The organism is Streptomyces carpinensis (assembly GCF_002154505.1).
Classification (GTDB): domain Bacteria; phylum Actinomycetota; class Actinomycetes; order Streptomycetales; family Streptomycetaceae; genus Streptomyces; species Streptomyces carpinensis.
On record NZ_MUBM01000024.1, the window covers coordinates 25,319 to 40,745 of the forward strand.

The 15,427-nt window shown below is 68.2% G+C and carries 12 protein-coding genes and 1 pseudogene; 7 read left to right on the forward strand and 6 right to left on the reverse strand.

Annotation, left to right across the window (positions count from 1 at the left end; genetic code table 11):
* Positions 1-305: 305 nt before the first annotated feature.
* The 3 genes from BZY54_RS04695 to BZY54_RS52800 all read right to left on the reverse strand — a co-directional run bounded on the left by BZY54_RS04695 (position 306) and on the right by BZY54_RS52800 (position 3,474).
* On the reverse strand, positions 306-2,075 hold the full coding sequence (locus tag BZY54_RS04695) for a flavin-containing monooxygenase (RefSeq protein ID WP_086723266.1): 1,770 nt from the start codon (positions 2,073-2,075) through the stop codon (positions 306-308).
* A 168-nt stretch (positions 2,076-2,243) separates the two neighbouring features.
* A complete protein-coding gene (locus tag BZY54_RS04700) occupies positions 2,244-2,993 on the reverse strand; it encodes an SDR family NAD(P)-dependent oxidoreductase (protein ID WP_086723267.1) in 750 nt (249 codons plus the stop codon).
* A 139-nt stretch (positions 2,994-3,132) separates the two neighbouring features.
* Positions 3,133-3,474 carry a helix-turn-helix domain-containing protein gene (locus BZY54_RS52800; protein ID WP_244216962.1) on the reverse strand — a complete coding sequence of 114 codons (342 nt, stop codon included), beginning with the start codon at positions 3,472-3,474 and terminating at the stop codon, positions 3,133-3,135.
* Positions 3,475-3,610: 136 nt separating this feature from the next.
* Here BZY54_RS52800 and BZY54_RS04710 point away from each other — a divergent pair, with 136 nt between their 5' ends.
* From BZY54_RS04710 to BZY54_RS04735, 6 genes are all read left to right on the forward strand, one after another.
* The gene (locus BZY54_RS04710) at positions 3,611-4,864 is read left to right on the forward strand and encodes an aspartate aminotransferase family protein (protein ID WP_086723268.1); all 1,254 of its coding nucleotides are present in this window, start codon (positions 3,611-3,613) and stop codon (positions 4,862-4,864) included.
* Positions 4,865-4,931: 67 nt separating this feature from the next.
* On the forward strand, positions 4,932-5,816 hold the full coding sequence (locus tag BZY54_RS04715) for a fumarylacetoacetate hydrolase family protein (protein WP_086723269.1): 885 nt from the start codon (positions 4,932-4,934) through the stop codon (positions 5,814-5,816).
* Positions 5,817-5,939: 123 nt separating this feature from the next.
* Positions 5,940-7,469 carry an aldehyde dehydrogenase family protein gene (locus BZY54_RS04720; protein WP_086723270.1) on the forward strand — a complete coding sequence of 510 codons (1,530 nt, stop codon included), beginning with the start codon at positions 5,940-5,942 and terminating at the stop codon, positions 7,467-7,469.
* A 29-nt stretch (positions 7,470-7,498) separates the two neighbouring features.
* Positions 7,499-9,328, forward strand: coding sequence for a sigma-54-dependent Fis family transcriptional regulator (locus tag BZY54_RS04725; RefSeq protein ID WP_086723271.1), 1,830 nt, complete (start codon positions 7,499-7,501; stop codon positions 9,326-9,328).
* Between the two features lie 81 nt (positions 9,329-9,409).
* On the forward strand, positions 9,410-11,014 hold the full coding sequence (locus tag BZY54_RS04730) for an APC family permease (RefSeq protein ID WP_158103813.1): 1,605 nt from the start codon (positions 9,410-9,412) through the stop codon (positions 11,012-11,014).
* Positions 11,015-11,065: 51 nt separating this feature from the next.
* Positions 11,066-12,007, forward strand: coding sequence for a C-terminal binding protein (locus BZY54_RS04735; protein ID WP_086723273.1), 942 nt, complete (start codon positions 11,066-11,068; stop codon positions 12,005-12,007).
* A 350-nt stretch (positions 12,008-12,357) separates the two neighbouring features.
* On the opposite strand, the gene BZY54_RS04740 is transcribed toward BZY54_RS04735, so the two are convergent.
* Both BZY54_RS04740 and BZY54_RS04745 read right to left on the reverse strand, forming a co-directional pair.
* On the reverse strand, positions 12,358-12,900 hold the full coding sequence (locus BZY54_RS04740) for a hypothetical protein (RefSeq protein WP_086723274.1): 543 nt from the start codon (positions 12,898-12,900) through the stop codon (positions 12,358-12,360).
* A 105-nt stretch (positions 12,901-13,005) separates the two neighbouring features.
* Positions 13,006-13,791 carry a glutamate racemase gene (locus BZY54_RS04745; RefSeq protein ID WP_086723275.1) on the reverse strand — a complete coding sequence of 262 codons (786 nt, stop codon included), beginning with the start codon at positions 13,789-13,791 and terminating at the stop codon, positions 13,006-13,008.
* A 57-nt stretch (positions 13,792-13,848) separates the two neighbouring features.
* Here BZY54_RS04745 and BZY54_RS04750 point away from each other — a divergent pair, with 57 nt between their 5' ends.
* A complete protein-coding gene (locus BZY54_RS04750) occupies positions 13,849-15,030 on the forward strand; it encodes a glycosyltransferase (RefSeq protein ID WP_244216963.1) in 1,182 nt (393 codons plus the stop codon).
* 39 nt (positions 15,031-15,069) lie between these two features.
* Here the strand turns inward: BZY54_RS04750 and BZY54_RS04755 are convergent.
* Positions 15,070-15,427, reverse strand: a pseudogene (locus BZY54_RS04755) (Tellurium resistance); the annotation flags it as partial.

A 15,427-nucleotide genomic window follows, 5' to 3' on the forward strand; every position in this document is an offset into this window, starting at 1 on the left:
TGGACGGCGACGGCCCGACTCTGGGCGCCCGAGGGCGCCTGCGTAGCCGGTCACGCGGGCAGGGTGGGACTGCCCCCCGCCCGCCACCACACGGACCAGCGCCGCGCTGACATTATCCACGTCAAGATCCGGACTCTGGCGCAGGCTTCGTGATGGCGTCGTCCAGTGGACCAGTCGTCAAGTCTCGTTCGTCGGCGGTAGATATCTCCGTGGTATCCGGACGCCCTGGAGATGGCCGTCGACGTCGTGGTCCGCGCGTTGCGGTGGGCGAAGTCCACCGCAACGCCCCTCGGGAATGCGCGAGATCACTTCGCGGAGGTTTCAGCCTCCTGCGCCGCGATCTGAAGCGCGAGGAGCTTCGAGTAGAAGCGCCCGTCGCCGACGGACAGCGAGATCATGAGCCAGAGGCGATCGATGCCGCAGTCGCGCCACAGCAGGCCGTACTCGCGGTCCTCGCCCACGTCGGCGAAGGCGCCGAGCTGATCGGCGATGTCGTCGCCGAGCACGTGGCGCACAATCGTCGGCGCGCCGTTGTAGCCGGTGGCGAAGATGACAAGGTCGCCGTCGAGAACTCTGCCGTCGGCGAGCTGAACACCCGTCGCCGTGAGGCGCTCGACGCTCCCGTGCTCGAGCGCGATCGTACCGTCGGCGATCAGCTCGGATGCGCCGGCGTTGTAGTAATAGCCCGTACCGTTCAGGCCATAGATGAGGCCGAGAGCGCCCTGGCCGCCTGGACCGTCGTTGAGCTCGAATCCCGCGGCGGTGAGCGACTCGAGCAGCTCGCGGTCTGCGGCATTCGCGGTCTCACGCTGCTGTGCGCCGAAGTACTCGGGCAGGGCCCCCATCGGCGTCGCCGCGTTGACGAGATCCGCGTCCTCGACGGCGTACCGGCCGCTGACATGATTGCCGTGCATGACCTGATGGAACGTCTCCGTGTTCATCACGAGAGTCCCCGAGCGCTGAATCATCGTCACATCGGCGCCGTGCTCGGCCAGGTCCTGCGCGAGATCATGCCCGCTCACTCCCGAGCCGACGACGATCGCCTTCTTTCCGCGCCAACCCTGGTGCCCCTTGTAATCGACGGCGTGGATGAGGGTGCCTTCGAACTCGTCCCGTCCCCGCAGCTCAGGCAGCCGCGGCTCGGCATTGATGCCCGTCGCGAAGACGAAATGCCGCGGCGCGAGGTGACGGCGGGTGCCATCGGGACGAACGACGTCCATGCCCCACGTGCGAGTCGTCTCATCGAAGCCGACCTTCTCGACGCGCGAACCCGTCCACACGTTCAGGTCGAGAAGAGTCGCGTAGCACTCGAGGAAATCGGCGAGCTTGTCCTTGGGAGTGAACTTCGGCCAGGTGGGCGGGAACGGGAGGTACGGGAAGGTGTCGGATTCGAGGGGCGTGTGCAGAGCCAGTGAGCTGTAACGCTTGCGCCAGTTGTCGCCGACGCGATCATTCTGCTCGACGATCAGAGCGCGGATGCCCAGAGCACCGAGGCGCGCGGCGAGCATCAGACCGTTGTGACCCGCGCCCAGGATGACGACGGCGGGATCGCCGTTCATGAACTCGGGGTCGCGCTGCTCCGCCCAGCTGGCGCGGTCGAATCGCGGGCCGTGGACGCGACCGGCAGGGCGGTCGGCTCCGACGCGCTCGGTGTGCGAGTCGATCGCGTCGAGCACGAGGACGAAGGCGGATGCCTCCCACGCGCCTTCGCCATTCCTGGCGAGATACACGTAACCGTTGCCGTTGCCCATCGCGTTCGAGAAAGTCAGGAACGCCTCGGCGGAATCCTCGGTCGTGGTCGGCTCGGTACCCGCGCGGACGGCGAGCTCGCGAGGCGCAGCCGTATCCTCGCCCCCGAGCAGCGCGATGATCTCGTCGCGGCCGACGCCGTTGCGGAAATCCCACGAGAGCGCGAGCAGGTCGCGCGCGACGGCGTCCGCCCGGAAGAGCCCCGCGAGGGTGTCGGCATCGCGCGAAGCGATGGCTTCGGAGAGCGCAGTGAGCCAGAGCGACACGGCCTCGACACCTGCGACGTCGCGGACAGGAGCGGTGGCCTGGACGGCGATATCAGTCATTGATGATGGTCCTCCGAAAGTGAAACGGATGCGCGTCTGCCGCGTACCGCTGTCGTGTGCGGCGGTACGCGCGCGACTTTGCGTCCATCGTTCGCCAGTGCGTGCGGCGGCACCGTGCCACTTTGGGACAGACGGGTCGGCTGTGAGCGAGACGATGGGCGACGCGAGCTACTGCGCGGTGTAGCCGCCGTCGATGAACAGGTCGGCGCCGGTGACGTAACTCGCCTCGTCACTGGCGAGGTAGAGCACGCCGTAGCTGACCTCGATCGGCTGCGCCGCGCGCTTCATCGGCGTGGCCTCGCTGAACTCGCGATTCGACTCCTCGCCCTCTTCCTCCGCCATGTGCGTCATGACAAGACCGGGGGAGACGGAATTGACCCGAACGCCGCGGCCCGCATACTCCATCGCGGCCGCGCGGGTCATCATCTTCACGGCACCTTTGGCGGCTTGGTATGAGAATCCGCCCGGATTGCCGACCGTGCCATTGATCGAGCAGGTGTTCACGATCGCGCCGCCACCGCTGCGCTCGATGGCGGGGGCGCCGTGCTTGATGCCAAGGAACACCCCCTGCTGGTTGATCGCGGTCATGGTCGTCCACGCGGCAACGTCTTCGTCGGCGACGGATTTCATCGTGCCGACGATGCCGGCGTTGTTGATCAGGATGTCGACTCGGCCCCAGCGCTGCTCGGCAGCCGCGATGACGGCCTCCCACTCGCCTTCTTCCGAGACATTGAGGTGCATGTAGTGCACGTCGTGCCCGGCGTCCCGCAGCTCGGCGGCAACCGACTCGCCGACCTCGTCGAGCACGTCGGTGAGGAGGACCGACGCTCCCTCGGCGGCGAACAGTCGGGCGTGCGATTCGCCCTGCCCTCGCGCGCCACCTGTGATGATCGTGACCTTGTCCTGAACCCGGCCCATGCCGCTCTCCGATCCGTGTTGCGTGTCTGGGATCCGCACGGATCCCGGTTGCCAGGGGACACTACCGGCGTGAGCGAGCCCCTTTCTGTCCCAGATGTGGACAGTTGGACTCGGCGAAGAGCGCCATTCCGGGCCTGTCTCACGGAGAATGGCGCCGAAGTGCGAGGGAGCTTGATACGGACACAGGGCTACGCGGGAAGACCGTGATGGTGACGGGAGTGGCGTCGGGGCAGGGGTTCACGACCGTTCGCGCCCTTCCGGCTGAGGGAGCGGCGTCACGGCCTCGTCGCTCTGGTGGAAGGACGGTTCGGCGCGCTGTGGCGGGGCGCCCGGAGCGCTTGCGGTCGGACAGGGCAGCCAGTCGGTTCCCGGCGAACCGGTTGCGCCAGGTGCGGACGGTGTCCAGGTGCAGCCCGGTCTCCCGGGCGATGCGGGCGGTGATGACGAGATCCGTGGCCGTCGAGCATGCACGTGACAACATCCGCGCGAACTGTCTGTGTCCTGGTGGTGTGCGGGCGCCGATGGTCGCGGATTACTTCGCGGCGGATACACGGCGTTGTGGCGTTGTCCCAATTTCGGACAGTTCGCGGTGACGATCAGTTCCTAGCCTTGCCGGCATGATCTCCGAATCGAACGTCGTCGACGGCCCGCACGACGCACACGCTCGCCGCAACGCCAACGGGCGGCCTATTCTTCCCGGCGGATACGGCCGCTCGGCCTATCACGTCGGTCGGACCCCGACCTATGCGGTGCGGGGCGAGGGCTGGCGGCTCTGGGATGATTCGGGTCGCGAACTCATCGACGCCAATGGGAACTTCACGACCCTGATCCACGGCAATGCCCACCCCGAGATCGTCGAGGCGGCCGGACGCGCCATCTCGCAGGGATCCGCCTGGGGTATCCCCAACCTTCCCGAGTGGGACCTCGCCGAGGCCATGATCTCGCGCTTGCGCGGGCTCGGCCAGATCAGGTTCACGAACTCGGGCACCGAAGCCGTGATGTCGGCGATCCGAATCGCGAGGGCGGCGACGGGGCGCGACGGAATCGTGATGACCAAGGACGGCTACCACGGCTCGTCGGACACAGTCCTCCTCACGAGCGGGCCGTCCCGCGGTGTGCCGAGCGCGGTCGAGAAGGACGTGAGCCTCGTCCCTCTCAACGACATCGACGAGCTGCGGCGGGTGTTTGAGGCGTCGGACGAGACGGTCGCGGCGATCATCCTGGATCTCCTCCCCAACAAGGCAGGGCTCGTCGGTGTCGACCAGCAGTTCGCGGCTGAGGCGCGTGCGCTTGCGACCAAGCATGGAGCGCTTCTGATCATCGACGAGGTGATCAGTCTTCGCCTCAGTGTCGGCGGGCTGAGCGGGATCTACGGCATCGTCCCGGATCTACTCACCGCGGGCAAGGTTATCGGCGGCGGCTTCGCGATCGGTGCGGTCGCCGGGCGGGACGAGGTCATGGACATCCTCGACCCGTGGAAGCCGGGCAGCCTGGCCCACTCGGGGACCTTCTCCGGCAATCCCGTCAGCGTCGCTGCGGGCGCCGCCGCTCTGCGGCTTCTCACCGCTGAGGAGATCGACCGCATCAACGCGCTCGGCGATACGGCGCGCGAGCGCGCGTCGAAGGAGCTGGAGCCGTTCGGCTGGGAGGTCAGGGGGCGTGGATCGTTGTTCCGTGCGTTCCCGAAGGGAGCGCGAAAGGTCGCGGCCGATCTGCAGCAAGCATTGTGGTGGGCGGCGTACGACCGCGGTGTCGTGCTCTCGTCGGCGAACCTCGCGGCGCTGTCGACGCCGATGGATGCCTCGGTGGTCGAAGATCTCACCGACCGCTTGATCGATGCCGTCGCGCACGTCTCCGCTGCGACGAGCTGAACAACACAGCTCTTCGCGGCACCTCGTCGATCACGTACGAACGACGCAATCAGGAAGGTCATCACGCATGCGTCTTGTCACATATCTCAATGACGGCTCCTGGCGCGCGGGGGCGATCATCGATGGTCACGTCGTCGACGCGGAGCGGGCCCTCGTCGCGGCTGGCCGCGACAGCATCGGAACCGCACCGACGATGCGCGCGCTGCTCGATGTCTACGGCGCAGATCTCGATGCCGTCGCTTCCGCGATTGCCGGCACGCCCACCGGCAGCGCCGCCGACATCGGACCGCTCAATGAAATCACGCTCGGCCCGGTCGTCGCCGACCCGGAGAAGGTGCTCTGCATCGGTCTCAACTACGGCGATCACGTGGCCGAGACAGGGCGGTCGCTGCCGCAGTACCCCGACGTATTCACGAAGTTCCCGGGCACGCTGATCGGCGCGAACGACGCGATCGGCGGTCTCGACGTGACCGAACAGCTCGACTTCGAAGGCGAGCTCGCGATCGTGATCGGACGCGAGGCCAAGAATGTCTCGGCCGACGACGCCACGAGCGTGATCGCCGGAGTCTCGATCCTCAATGACATCACCGCGCGAGACCTGCAGTACCGCGGTACCCAGTGGGTCGTCGGCAAGTCTGTCGACGGCACCACACCCGTCGGCCCCGATCTCGTGACCCTCGACGAAGTCGGCGACGTTCAGGCCCTCGACATCTCGACCCGTGTCAACGGCGCTGTGAAGCAGCACTCGAACACACGTCACATGATCTTCCCGGTGGCCGAGATCATCGCGTACCTGACCCGCACGATCACCTTGAAGCCCGGCGACATCATCGCGACTGGCACTCCCGACGGGATCGGTGCGAAGCGCACACCCCCGGAGTGGCTGCGCAGCGGCGACGTCGTGGAGGTCGAGCTCCAGAACGTCGGGACGCTGCGCAGCGTCGTCGCCTAGGAACGACGAGAGCCGGGGGCCTGTCCCACCTTGGGACAGTCGCCCGGCAGGTGTCGTTCCTAGGCTCGACGAGAGCATTGAAGACGGTGCGGAGCATCCCGCCCAAAGAAGGAGATACAGGCGATGACGAACGAGGCGCAGCAAGCCTTCGTCGCGAACGTGACCGAACGACGCAAAGGCGCGCACCCCACCGTCCCGCACATCATCGCGGGCGTGGAGTATTACGACGGTCCGCTCATCGAGCGCCGCGACCCCAGCCACCCCGACGTGATCGTGAGCGCCTGCCACGACGCGCCGGATGAGCTTGTGCACAAGGCTGTCGAGGCGAGTCGCAAGGCGCAGAAGGAATGGGCGCGCGTGCCCCTCGCTGAGCGCATCGAGCGAGTCAGCCGCGCCATCCCGTACATCGAGGCGCACATCGAGGAGTGGGCCGTCCGGGTCGCGCTCGAGATCGCGAAGCCGTATGCCGGCTCGCGCGCCGAGGGCGCCGAGGTGCTCGATATCGCCAAGTTCTCGACCAAGTACGCTTCGGCTCCGGGTGCCTTCGAGGATGCTCGCGAGACCGACCCCGCGGGCTTCGCGAACGACTCGGTTCTGCGTCCCTACGGGGTCTTCGGCATGGTGACGCCGTTCAACTACCCGATCGTGCAGGCGGCAGGTCCGACGATCGCCGCGCTCATTGCCGGCAACGGCATGGTCGTCAAGACCGCAGCCGATGGTCCGTGGTCGGGCCACGCGGTCTATGAGTTCTGCGAGGTCATGAACCTCCCCGTCGGCCTCGTCAACATCATCCATGGTGCAGACGGCCCCGGCCGGGCACTCGTCGCCTCGGACCTCGACGGCATCTGCTTCACCGGCTCCGTGGCCGTGGGCCGCTCGATCATCCGCGACTATGCGGCAGGCCCGTACAGCCGTCCCGTCATCGCGGAGATGGGCGGTAAGAACCCGGTCATAGTGACCGATGACGCAGACCTCGAGGAGGCGGCGAAGGGCATCGTCTTCTCGGCGTTCGACATGAGCGGCCAGAAGTGCAGCGCACTCTCGCGCGTGCTCGTGACGCAGGGCGCCCACGACAGGCTCGTCGAGCTCGTGAGCGAGCGTGTGAAGGAGCTCAAGAACGGCGATCCGATCGATCCCACGGTCTTTGCGGGGCCTGTCGTTTCGCCGGAGGCAGTCGACCGCTACAACAAGATCGTCGACGTCGCGAACAGCGCGGGCTTCCGGGTCGAGACCGGCTCGACCAAGGGCGAGGGCTATCTCGTTCCGGCGACGGTCATCTCGGGTGTTCCCGCCGCGCACGATCTCGCGACGGTCGAGCACTTCCTGCCGGTCTTGACGATCAGCGAGGTTCCTGACTTCGAGACCGCGCTGAGCGTCGCGAACGACACCGACATGGGACTCACCGCGGGCATCTACACGGGCGATCTCAACGAGGCGCGGACGTTCCTCGCCGAGGTCGAGGCCGGTTGCGTCGACGTGAACGTCCCAGGTCACGCGACCACCGGCTGGTGGCCCGGGCCCCAAACGTTCGGCGGGTGGAAGGGCAGCGGATCGACCGGAAAGCAGGCCCTCGGCAAATGGTACGTGGGTCAGTTCGCCCGCCAGCAGGCACGTAAGCTTCCTCGCGAGCTGGAACACCTGCTGACGTACTGAGCCGACCCGTTGCCAGGAGGGAGCCTACGATGACATCGATCGCACAACCGTTCGATCACGCCCCGGTCGTGCGCGTGGGCGCGGTTCCGGACGCGCAGATCCATTCGCTCCGGGAGCAGTTCATCTCCGACCCGCTCGCGACGGATCTGAGCAATCTGCGGCCCGTCATCGCTCGCTCCTGGCAACGCAGCCTCGCATGCAACGTCGGCACGAATGCGAGCTTCCTCGAAGCGTCGGAACCGCGCGCCGACGAGCAGCTCCTGCTCGCGGCCGGGCCCGTGCTCACCTATCTCGAGCGGCTCAGCGTGGACATCGGCGGGTCCGTCATACTGGCGGATGCCGATGGCACGCTCGCCGTATACCGAGGCGATCTCGGCGAGCGCCGCAAGGCGGAGCGCATCTTCCCGACTCTCGGGGGCCGCTTCAGCGAGGACGTCGCGGGGACCAACTCCGACGGCACCGTGCTGGAGGAAGGCTCAGCGGTACAGGTCTGGGGCCCGGAACACTTCAACGAAGCGCTGCAGAACAGCTACTGCACGTCGGTGCCGATCCGGGATCCTCTGCGCCGCTCGATCCGCGGCGTTCTCAGCCTCATGCTTCCCGAACACATCGCTCGCGACACGGATCCGCGGTCGGTACTGATGACTGTGCACGGCGCGGCCGCCGACATCACACAGCGGCTCGCCGACCGGCTCGTGGCTCGCGAGCAGGCGCTCATGTCGGAGTACGTGCGCGAGGCGCGCAAGCGGGGTGCCGAGGCGGTCATCGCCATGGATGAGAGTACGACGATCGCCAGTCGCCAGGCGCTCAGCATGCTCGATCAGAGCGACTTCTCCGTCTTGTCGGCGATGGCGCGAGAAGCAAAGCGGGGCGAGCCGACGCAGCATCGGATCAACGTGAGCGCGGGGCACGAGGTCCTCCTGCAGATTCGGCCGATGGAGCTTCCCGAGTTCGGCTCCAGAGGCGCAGCCATCATGCGCGTGCAGGTGCCGCGTGAGGAACGCCGGCGCGCTCTGCCGGGCGCCACGTCGGTGCCGCAGGTCGAGTCCTTCGAGGGGATGATCGGCACAAGCCGCTCGCTGCGACGTGCATTGGACGCGGCGAGCACCGCGGCGAGTCGACGCATGCCAGCGTACATCGTCGGTGAGACGGGCACGGGGAAGAAGAGCCTGGGACAGGCGATCGCATACCGGATGTCCGACGAGGTCGTCGTCTTCGATTTCGCTCGGGAGAGACACTCCGCCGACGTGATCGAGGAGATGGACGCCGCGCTCGCACGAGGCGAGGCCGCCGTGTTGCACCGCGTCGAGCGCGCCTCCGCACCCGTCCGCGATGAGCTCGCGGCTCTTCTCAAGATCCTGGAGCAGCCGCAGCTCGTCCTGACCGTGGGCCACGTCTCCGATGAGATCTTGCCGATTCTGTCCGGTTTGCGCGGTATCGAAGTGTCCATGCCCGCATTGCGCGACCGTAGGAGCGACATCCCTGAGCTGACGGAGCACTTCCTGCGCAACAGCGATGGTCATGTGCGTCGGCTCTCCACGAAGCTTCGCGACGCGCTCGTCGCGGCGGACTGGCCGGGCAACGTCGGTCAGCTGCGTGAGCTCGTCGAGTCGATCTCGTCGCGGGCGGAACTGGAGGAGGCGCGGCTCGCCGATCTCACGGATGTGCAGCTGCGAGCTCTGAACACTGCTCGACTCACGCGGCTCGAGGAGGTCGAGCTGCAGCAGATCCGAAGCGCTCTCGCCGAAGCGGGCGGGAATCGCGTGAAGGCGTCTGCGCTGCTCGGCATCGGCCGCTCGACGCTGTACCGCAAGATCGAGGCGTACAAGGGACGCGGGTTCAATCTCGACCTCGGCTAGCGCGGATCCGCATGTCGCCGATGCGTGACAGGGTGCCCCAACATGGCACAGTCCCGGGGCGGGTGCGGCGCTGAGGATCACATGAAGCCGCTCTGGGTGGGAGCGGTGAACATCGGATCGCGCCGCCGTCACCTACGGGTGCGGTGGGCCCAGCACACATCCGGTGAGTGTCAGCGTCGACCGCGCTCGCCCGCGAGGAGCAAGCATATGAATGACAATCCGAAGACCAAAACGGTCCCGTCGCCCGAGCGCGTCGACGACCACGACGTCAGCCCGGCGGGGAGCTATCAGCTTCGCGGTCGGATGGGGACTGTGGGGCTCCTGTTCACGGTACTCGCATTCACCGCGCCGCTCGGCGTGGTGTTCGGCTTCGTCTCCGTGAATATCTCCTTCGGTATCGGCGTCCCGATCGCATTCATCGCCGTCGCGGTCCTGATGGCGCTCTTCGCGGCAGGGTTCACGGCGATGACCAAGGCAGTGCCGCGCGCAGGCGCCTTCTACACCTACATTCGCGAGGGGCTCGGACGCCCGGCCGGCCTCGGCGGGTCGTTCCTGGCGCTCGTGACGTACGGCTTCAACGTGGTGTCGTGCATCGTCGTCTCCGGGATCTCGGTCAACAACCTCCTGCGCGCCTTCGCAACCGGCCTCGACACCCCGTGGTGGCTGTGGAGCCTCATCATGTTCGCCGCGGCGTGGATCCTCAGCTACTTCAGCGTGGAGCTATCGGCGAAGGTGCTCTCGGTGATCCTCGTCATCGAGGTCACGGTCGTGTCGATCTTCGACATCGTGATGTTCGTCAACGGCGGCCCGGAGGGGAACTCCGTCGAACCGTGGAACCCGGCGAACCTCATCACGCCGTCGATCGGCGTGCTACTGCTCTTCAGCATCGGCGTGTTCAATGGCTTCGAGGCGACCGCCGTCTATCGCGACGAGGTGCGAAAGCCGAGCGTGACGATTCCGCGCGCCACGTTCATCGCCGTCATCTTTCTCGGTGTGTTCTACGCGATCTCCGCGTACGGCCTGATCCTCTCCGCGGGCACATCGAACGCTGTCGACGTCGCGGCCGGCGATCCCGCGGCGATGATGCCGAACGCGCTCATCCAGTACCTCGGCGTCTGGGCCAACCAGATCGTCTCGGTCCTCATCGTCACCAGCTACTTCGCCTCCGGGCTGTCGCTGCAGAACATCCTGTCGCGGTACACCCACTCGCTCGCCGTCGACGGGATCTTCCCCCGCTCGATCGCCAAGGTCCACGACAAGCACGGCTCGCCGCACCGTGCGGCTGTCACTGTGGGCGCTGTGCTGCTCATCGTCATGATCGTGCTCATCGCAAAGGGGGGCGACCCGAACGGCCTGTATGCCGCGGCCGCTGGCGTCGCCTTCTACGGCATGCTCCTTCTGCTCGCATTCACCGCGATCGCGATCATCGTGTACTTCCGTCGCAATTCGCACGGCATCTCGTTCTGGCGCACGCTCATCGCTCCGACCGTCGCCCTGATCGGAATCGGCTTCGCCCTCATCACGGCGTCGTTCAACATGGAGCTGCTCGTCACGGGCGGGCCGGTCCTGCTGACGATCCTCCTGCTGATCCCGTATCTGTCGATCATCGTCGGCGTGATCACGGCGGTCGTCCTTCGCCGCCGTAACCCCGACACCTACCAGCGCATCGGTCGTGCGGTCGACTGAGCAGACCGCCATCTCACATGCCTGTCTCATCTTCGCTAAAGGAGCCATCCCGTGCCCGACACCGCCACGCTGCTTATCACGCCGCACCAGTTCCCCGATCTGGAGCGAGAGAAGCGTCTTGCCGACGAGTTCGGTCTCGAACTCGTGGTCGCAGGCGACCAACAGGAGCTCACCGCCGCGATGCCACATGCGCGAATCGTCATGGTGACCCCCTACGGTCGCGTCGGCGCAGCGGAGTTCGCAGCGATGGAAGGGTGCATCGGGGTGGTGAGGTACGGGATCGGCTACGACAACATCGATGTGTCGGCTGCGAAAGAAGCCGGTGTGCCGGTGAGCATCGTGCCCGATGCCTCGACGGAGGAAGTCGCATCCCACGCCTTCGCGCTGGGGCTGGCTCTCACACGTCGGATCCCCGCGGGGCAGGCCGCGATCTCGGCGGGGAAGTGGGCGGGCGCGGTCCCCGCGGACCTTCCAGTTCTGAGCAAGCTGCAGGTCGGCGTTGTCGGTATGGGTCGTATCGGTCGCCACGTCGCGCGCTGGTGGTCTGCCGTGGGCGCCGATGTGAAGGCGTACGATCCGATCGCTCAATTCGACGATGTCGCGTCGGCGCCGGTCGACGAGATCATCCAGTCGAGCGATGTGATCACGCTACACGTACCGCTGAACGATGAGACGCACCACATGATCTCGCGCGACTCGATCGCACGTATGCGCCGGGGCGCTGTCGTCGTCAACGTGTCGCGTGGCGGTCTCATAGATGAAAAGGCGCTGGCAGATGCCTTGCGCGATGGGCATCTCGGTGGCGCTGGACTCGACGTCTTCGAGAGCGAGCCGCTCGCAGCGGATAACCCGCTTCGAGACGCACCCAACACGTTCCTGACGCCGCACTCGGCCTGGAAGTCGCGGTCGTCGCTCTCGGCGCTGCAGGACGGCGCGGTCCGCCGCTCTCGCAATCTGCTCGGCGGTGAGGAGCCTCCTGACCGCGTCGCGTGACGTTCGACCGCCGCGTCGGCTGATTCGACTGTGCCCCGAGAGCGTCTTGCTCTCGGGGCACAGTCATCACGGCTCGGGACTGAAGGCCCGCCGAAGAACGTCCATGCGGTGGACATGGCCATACAGGGCATGAAACCGACGTTCAGATTCTTGCTTGGCACAGCGGTACAGCGTCCACTGCAAGGCTCGGACCTTGTCCGAAGGACGGCCACCCGGTCCGGCGGGGTCCTCCTCCCCGCGGGCGGACCTTGTGTCGTCGACGGGTGAAATGAGGTTCTGGATCACTTTTGGTGCCAGAGCCACGGAGGGTCGCGGCGGCGTCCCGGACCTCGGCGACTGCCCGGAGTCGCTCAGACCCGGCCGGGTGCCGGCGGGCGCAGACGGTCCCTGATCACGCGTACCGCCGACTCGGCGTTGTCCACGGTGATCGTGAACGTGTGGCCGTCCCACAGGCGCAGCACGACGCCCTCGCCACGGCGTACGACGACCGCGGTGCCCTTCTCGGGCCGCCAGCGGTAGCCCCAGCCGCCCCAGTGGCGCGGGGTGACGTGGGGGACGAACTCGGCGCCCGCCACATGGGCGAGCGGGATGCGCCGGCGCGGCAGGCCGATGTGGCCGCAGCGCACCTCCAGAGTCTCCTTGTCGACCTTGAGCGCGACGTGGACGAAGGCGAGGGTGCCGAAGAGGACCAGCAGCCCGGCGGCGATACAGCCCACGACGGACATCACCAGCGGGGCGATCCCGGAGCTCCAGGCCGAGTCGACGGCCAGTTCGATGCCGAGCGCCAGGCAGGCGGCGCCGACGAGCGCCAGCAGCCACTGGAAGCGATTGGTGGCGCGGCCCGTCCAGACCTCGGGGTGCGACCCGTCCTCGCTGCGGGATTGGTCCCTCATGTCAACGAGGTTACCCAGGTTTCGTCCGGCGGGTAGCGCGTCGCACACGGGGAGTGTTCCACTCCGGCTCATTCGTGCCGGGTGTGTCCTGCGGGTGACCTTGGCTCAGCGGGCGGGGATGGCGGCCTGGAGGAGGCGGCCTTCCGCGTACGCCAGGGCCGGCGCGGGCAGTGCGCCCTCCCGTCCGTTGAGCAGCACTGTGACAGTGCCGTCGGCAGGGGCCTGCGGCTCGGGCCGGGCACCGATCCGGCGCAGGGCCTGGGCGGCGACGGCCCCCGCCGAGCCGTGCAGGACCAGCGGCGGGCGGTCCGGCCGCTGCACGGCGGCCCGGATGCGCTCGGCGACCAGCTCGTAGTGGGTGCAGCCCAGGACGACGGTCGTCACGTTCTCGGGGGTCAGCCCGGCGGCGGCGGTGACGGCCTCGTCGATCGCCGCCTGGTCCGCGTGCTCCACGGCCTCCGCCAGGCCCCAGCAGGGCACCTCCGTGACCGGCACGCCGTCGGCGAAGTCACGGATGAGCCCCTGCTGGTAGGGGCTGCCGGTGGTGGCGGGCGTCGCCCAGATGGCGACGGGACCGCCGCCCGCGGCGGCCGGCTTGATCGCGGGTACCGTGCCGATGACCGGCAGGTCCGGTTCGAGGCGGTCCCGCAGGGTGGTCAGCGCGTGCACGGTGGCGGTGTTGCAGCCGACGATCAGGGCCTCCGGGCCGTGGGCGGCGGCGGCCTCGGCGACGGCCACCGCGCGCGCGGTGAGGTCCTCCGGAGTGCGTGGACCCCAGGGCATGCCCGCGGGGTCCAGGGAGAGCACCAGATCTGCGTCGGGTCGCAGGCGCCGCACCGCGGCGGTGGCCGCCAGCAGCCCGATTCCGGAGTCCATGAGCGCGATCTTCACCCGGCCACGATAGACGATCCCCTCGTGACGGCCGGTCGGGTGGGGCAGACTGCGGGGGTGAGCGTGATCGTGTGGACCGCCGTCGCATCACTCGCCGCCTGGCTGTGGCTGCTGCTCTGCCAGGGCTTCTTCTGGCGTACGGACGTCAGACTGCCGCCCGGGGCGGATCCGGCGCCGGACGACTGGCCGGCCGTCTGCGTCGTGGTGCCCGCGCGGGACGAGGCCGCCGTGCTCGGCGGGAGCCTTCCGTCGCTGCTCGCCCAGGCGTACCCGGGTCGGGCGGAGGTCTTCCTCGTCGACGACGGCAGCTCCGACGGCACCGGTGAACTGGCCCGCGAGCTGGCGCGGCGCGTCGGCGGGCTGCCGCTGACGGTGAGCTCGCCGGGCGAGCCGCCCGCGGGGTGGACGGGCAAGCTGTGGGCCGTGAAGCACGGTATCGGCCTGGCACGCGCGCGTGGCCCCGAGTACCTGCTGCTGACGGACGCCGACATCGCCCACGCCCCGGACAGCCTGCGCCGTCTGGTGGCGGCGGCACGCGCGGGGGGCTTCGACGTCGTCTCGCAGATGGCCCGGCTGCGCGTGGAGTCGCTGTGGGAGCGGCTCGTCGTACCGGCGTTCGTCTACTTCTTCGCGCAGCTGTACCCCTTCCGTCGGATCGGCCGCAGGGGTGGGCGGACGGCGGCGGCCGCGGGCGGCTGCGTGCTGCTGCGCGCCGAGACGGCCGAGCGGGCGCGGATCCCGGACGCGATCCGGCACGCGGTGATCGACGACGTGGCCCTCGCCCGGGCCGTCAAGGGCAGCGGCGGGCACATCTGGCTGGGCCTGGCCGAGCGGGTGGACAGCGTGCGCCCGTATCCGCGCCTGCACGACCTGTGGCGGATGGTCTCGCGCAGCGCCTACGCGCAACTGCGCCACAGTCCGCTGCTGCTGCTCGGCACGGTCGCCGGGCTGGCGCTGGTGTACCTGGTGCCTCCGGTGGCGCTGGTCGCGGGCCTGGCGGCGGGCGCCGGGGCGGCGGCACTGGCCGGTGGCGCGGCGTGGGTGGTGATGACGGCGACGTACGTGCCGATGCTGCGCTACTACCGCCAGCCGCTGTGGCTCGCTCCGCTGCTGCCGTGCACGGCGTTCCTCTATCTGCTGATGACGGTGGACTCGGCGGTGCAGCACTACCGGGGCCGGGGTGCGGCCTGGAAGGGCCGCACCTACGCGCGTCCGGACGCCATTTCCGAGGAGGGCTGACCGCTCACCGGCGGCCTGCCACCGGCCTCGGCCGGCCGCTCACTTGCGGCCGGGCGTCCAGTTCATGCCCCAGCCGTAGGCCTGGTCGATCGTGCGCTGCGGGCTCACTCCGCGCGCGGGCACCAGGTAGCGGGCCTCGCGCTGGACGACCAGGTCGCCTCCGGTGTGGGTGATCAGGGCGAGCGCGCACACCGTGGAGGGCACCGTGCACTCGTCGAGGGAGAAGTCGACGGGGGCGCCGTGCTGGGGCTGGAGCGTGACGGTGGCGTGCAGGTCGGCGAAGGAGCGGGCGCCCTCGTAGATGGTCACGAAGACGAGGATGCGGCGGAAGTCGTTCTTGTGGTCGAGGTTGATCGTCAGGTTCTCGCCGCTGGCCACGGCGCCGGTGCGGTCGTCG

What these genes read in the sequence shown, in the direction of transcription:
- BZY54_RS04710 (WP_086723268.1), top strand. Translation starts at nt 3,611, where the DNA reads ATGATCTCCGAATCGAACGTCGTCGACGGCCCGCACGACGCACACGCT.
- BZY54_RS04725 (WP_086723271.1), top strand. Translation starts at nt 7,499, where the DNA reads ATGACATCGATCGCACAACCGTTCGATCACGCCCCGGTCGTGCGCGTG.
- BZY54_RS04695 (WP_086723266.1), bottom strand. Translation starts at nt 2,075, where the DNA reads ATGACTGATATCGCCGTCCAGGCCACCGCTCCTGTCCGCGACGTCGCA.
- BZY54_RS52800 (WP_244216962.1), bottom strand. Translation starts at nt 3,474, where the DNA reads ATGTTGTCACGTGCATGCTCGACGGCCACGGATCTCGTCATCACCGCC.
- BZY54_RS04715 (WP_086723269.1), top strand. Translation starts at nt 4,932, where the DNA reads ATGCGTCTTGTCACATATCTCAATGACGGCTCCTGGCGCGCGGGGGCG.
- BZY54_RS04720 (WP_086723270.1), top strand. Translation starts at nt 5,940, where the DNA reads ATGACGAACGAGGCGCAGCAAGCCTTCGTCGCGAACGTGACCGAACGA.
- BZY54_RS04700 (WP_086723267.1), bottom strand. Translation starts at nt 2,993, where the DNA reads ATGGGCCGGGTTCAGGACAAGGTCACGATCATCACAGGTGGCGCGCGA.
- BZY54_RS04730 (WP_158103813.1), top strand. Translation starts at nt 9,410, where the DNA reads ATGAAGCCGCTCTGGGTGGGAGCGGTGAACATCGGATCGCGCCGCCGT.
- BZY54_RS04740 (WP_086723274.1), bottom strand. Translation starts at nt 12,900, where the DNA reads ATGAGGGACCAATCCCGCAGCGAGGACGGGTCGCACCCCGAGGTCTGG.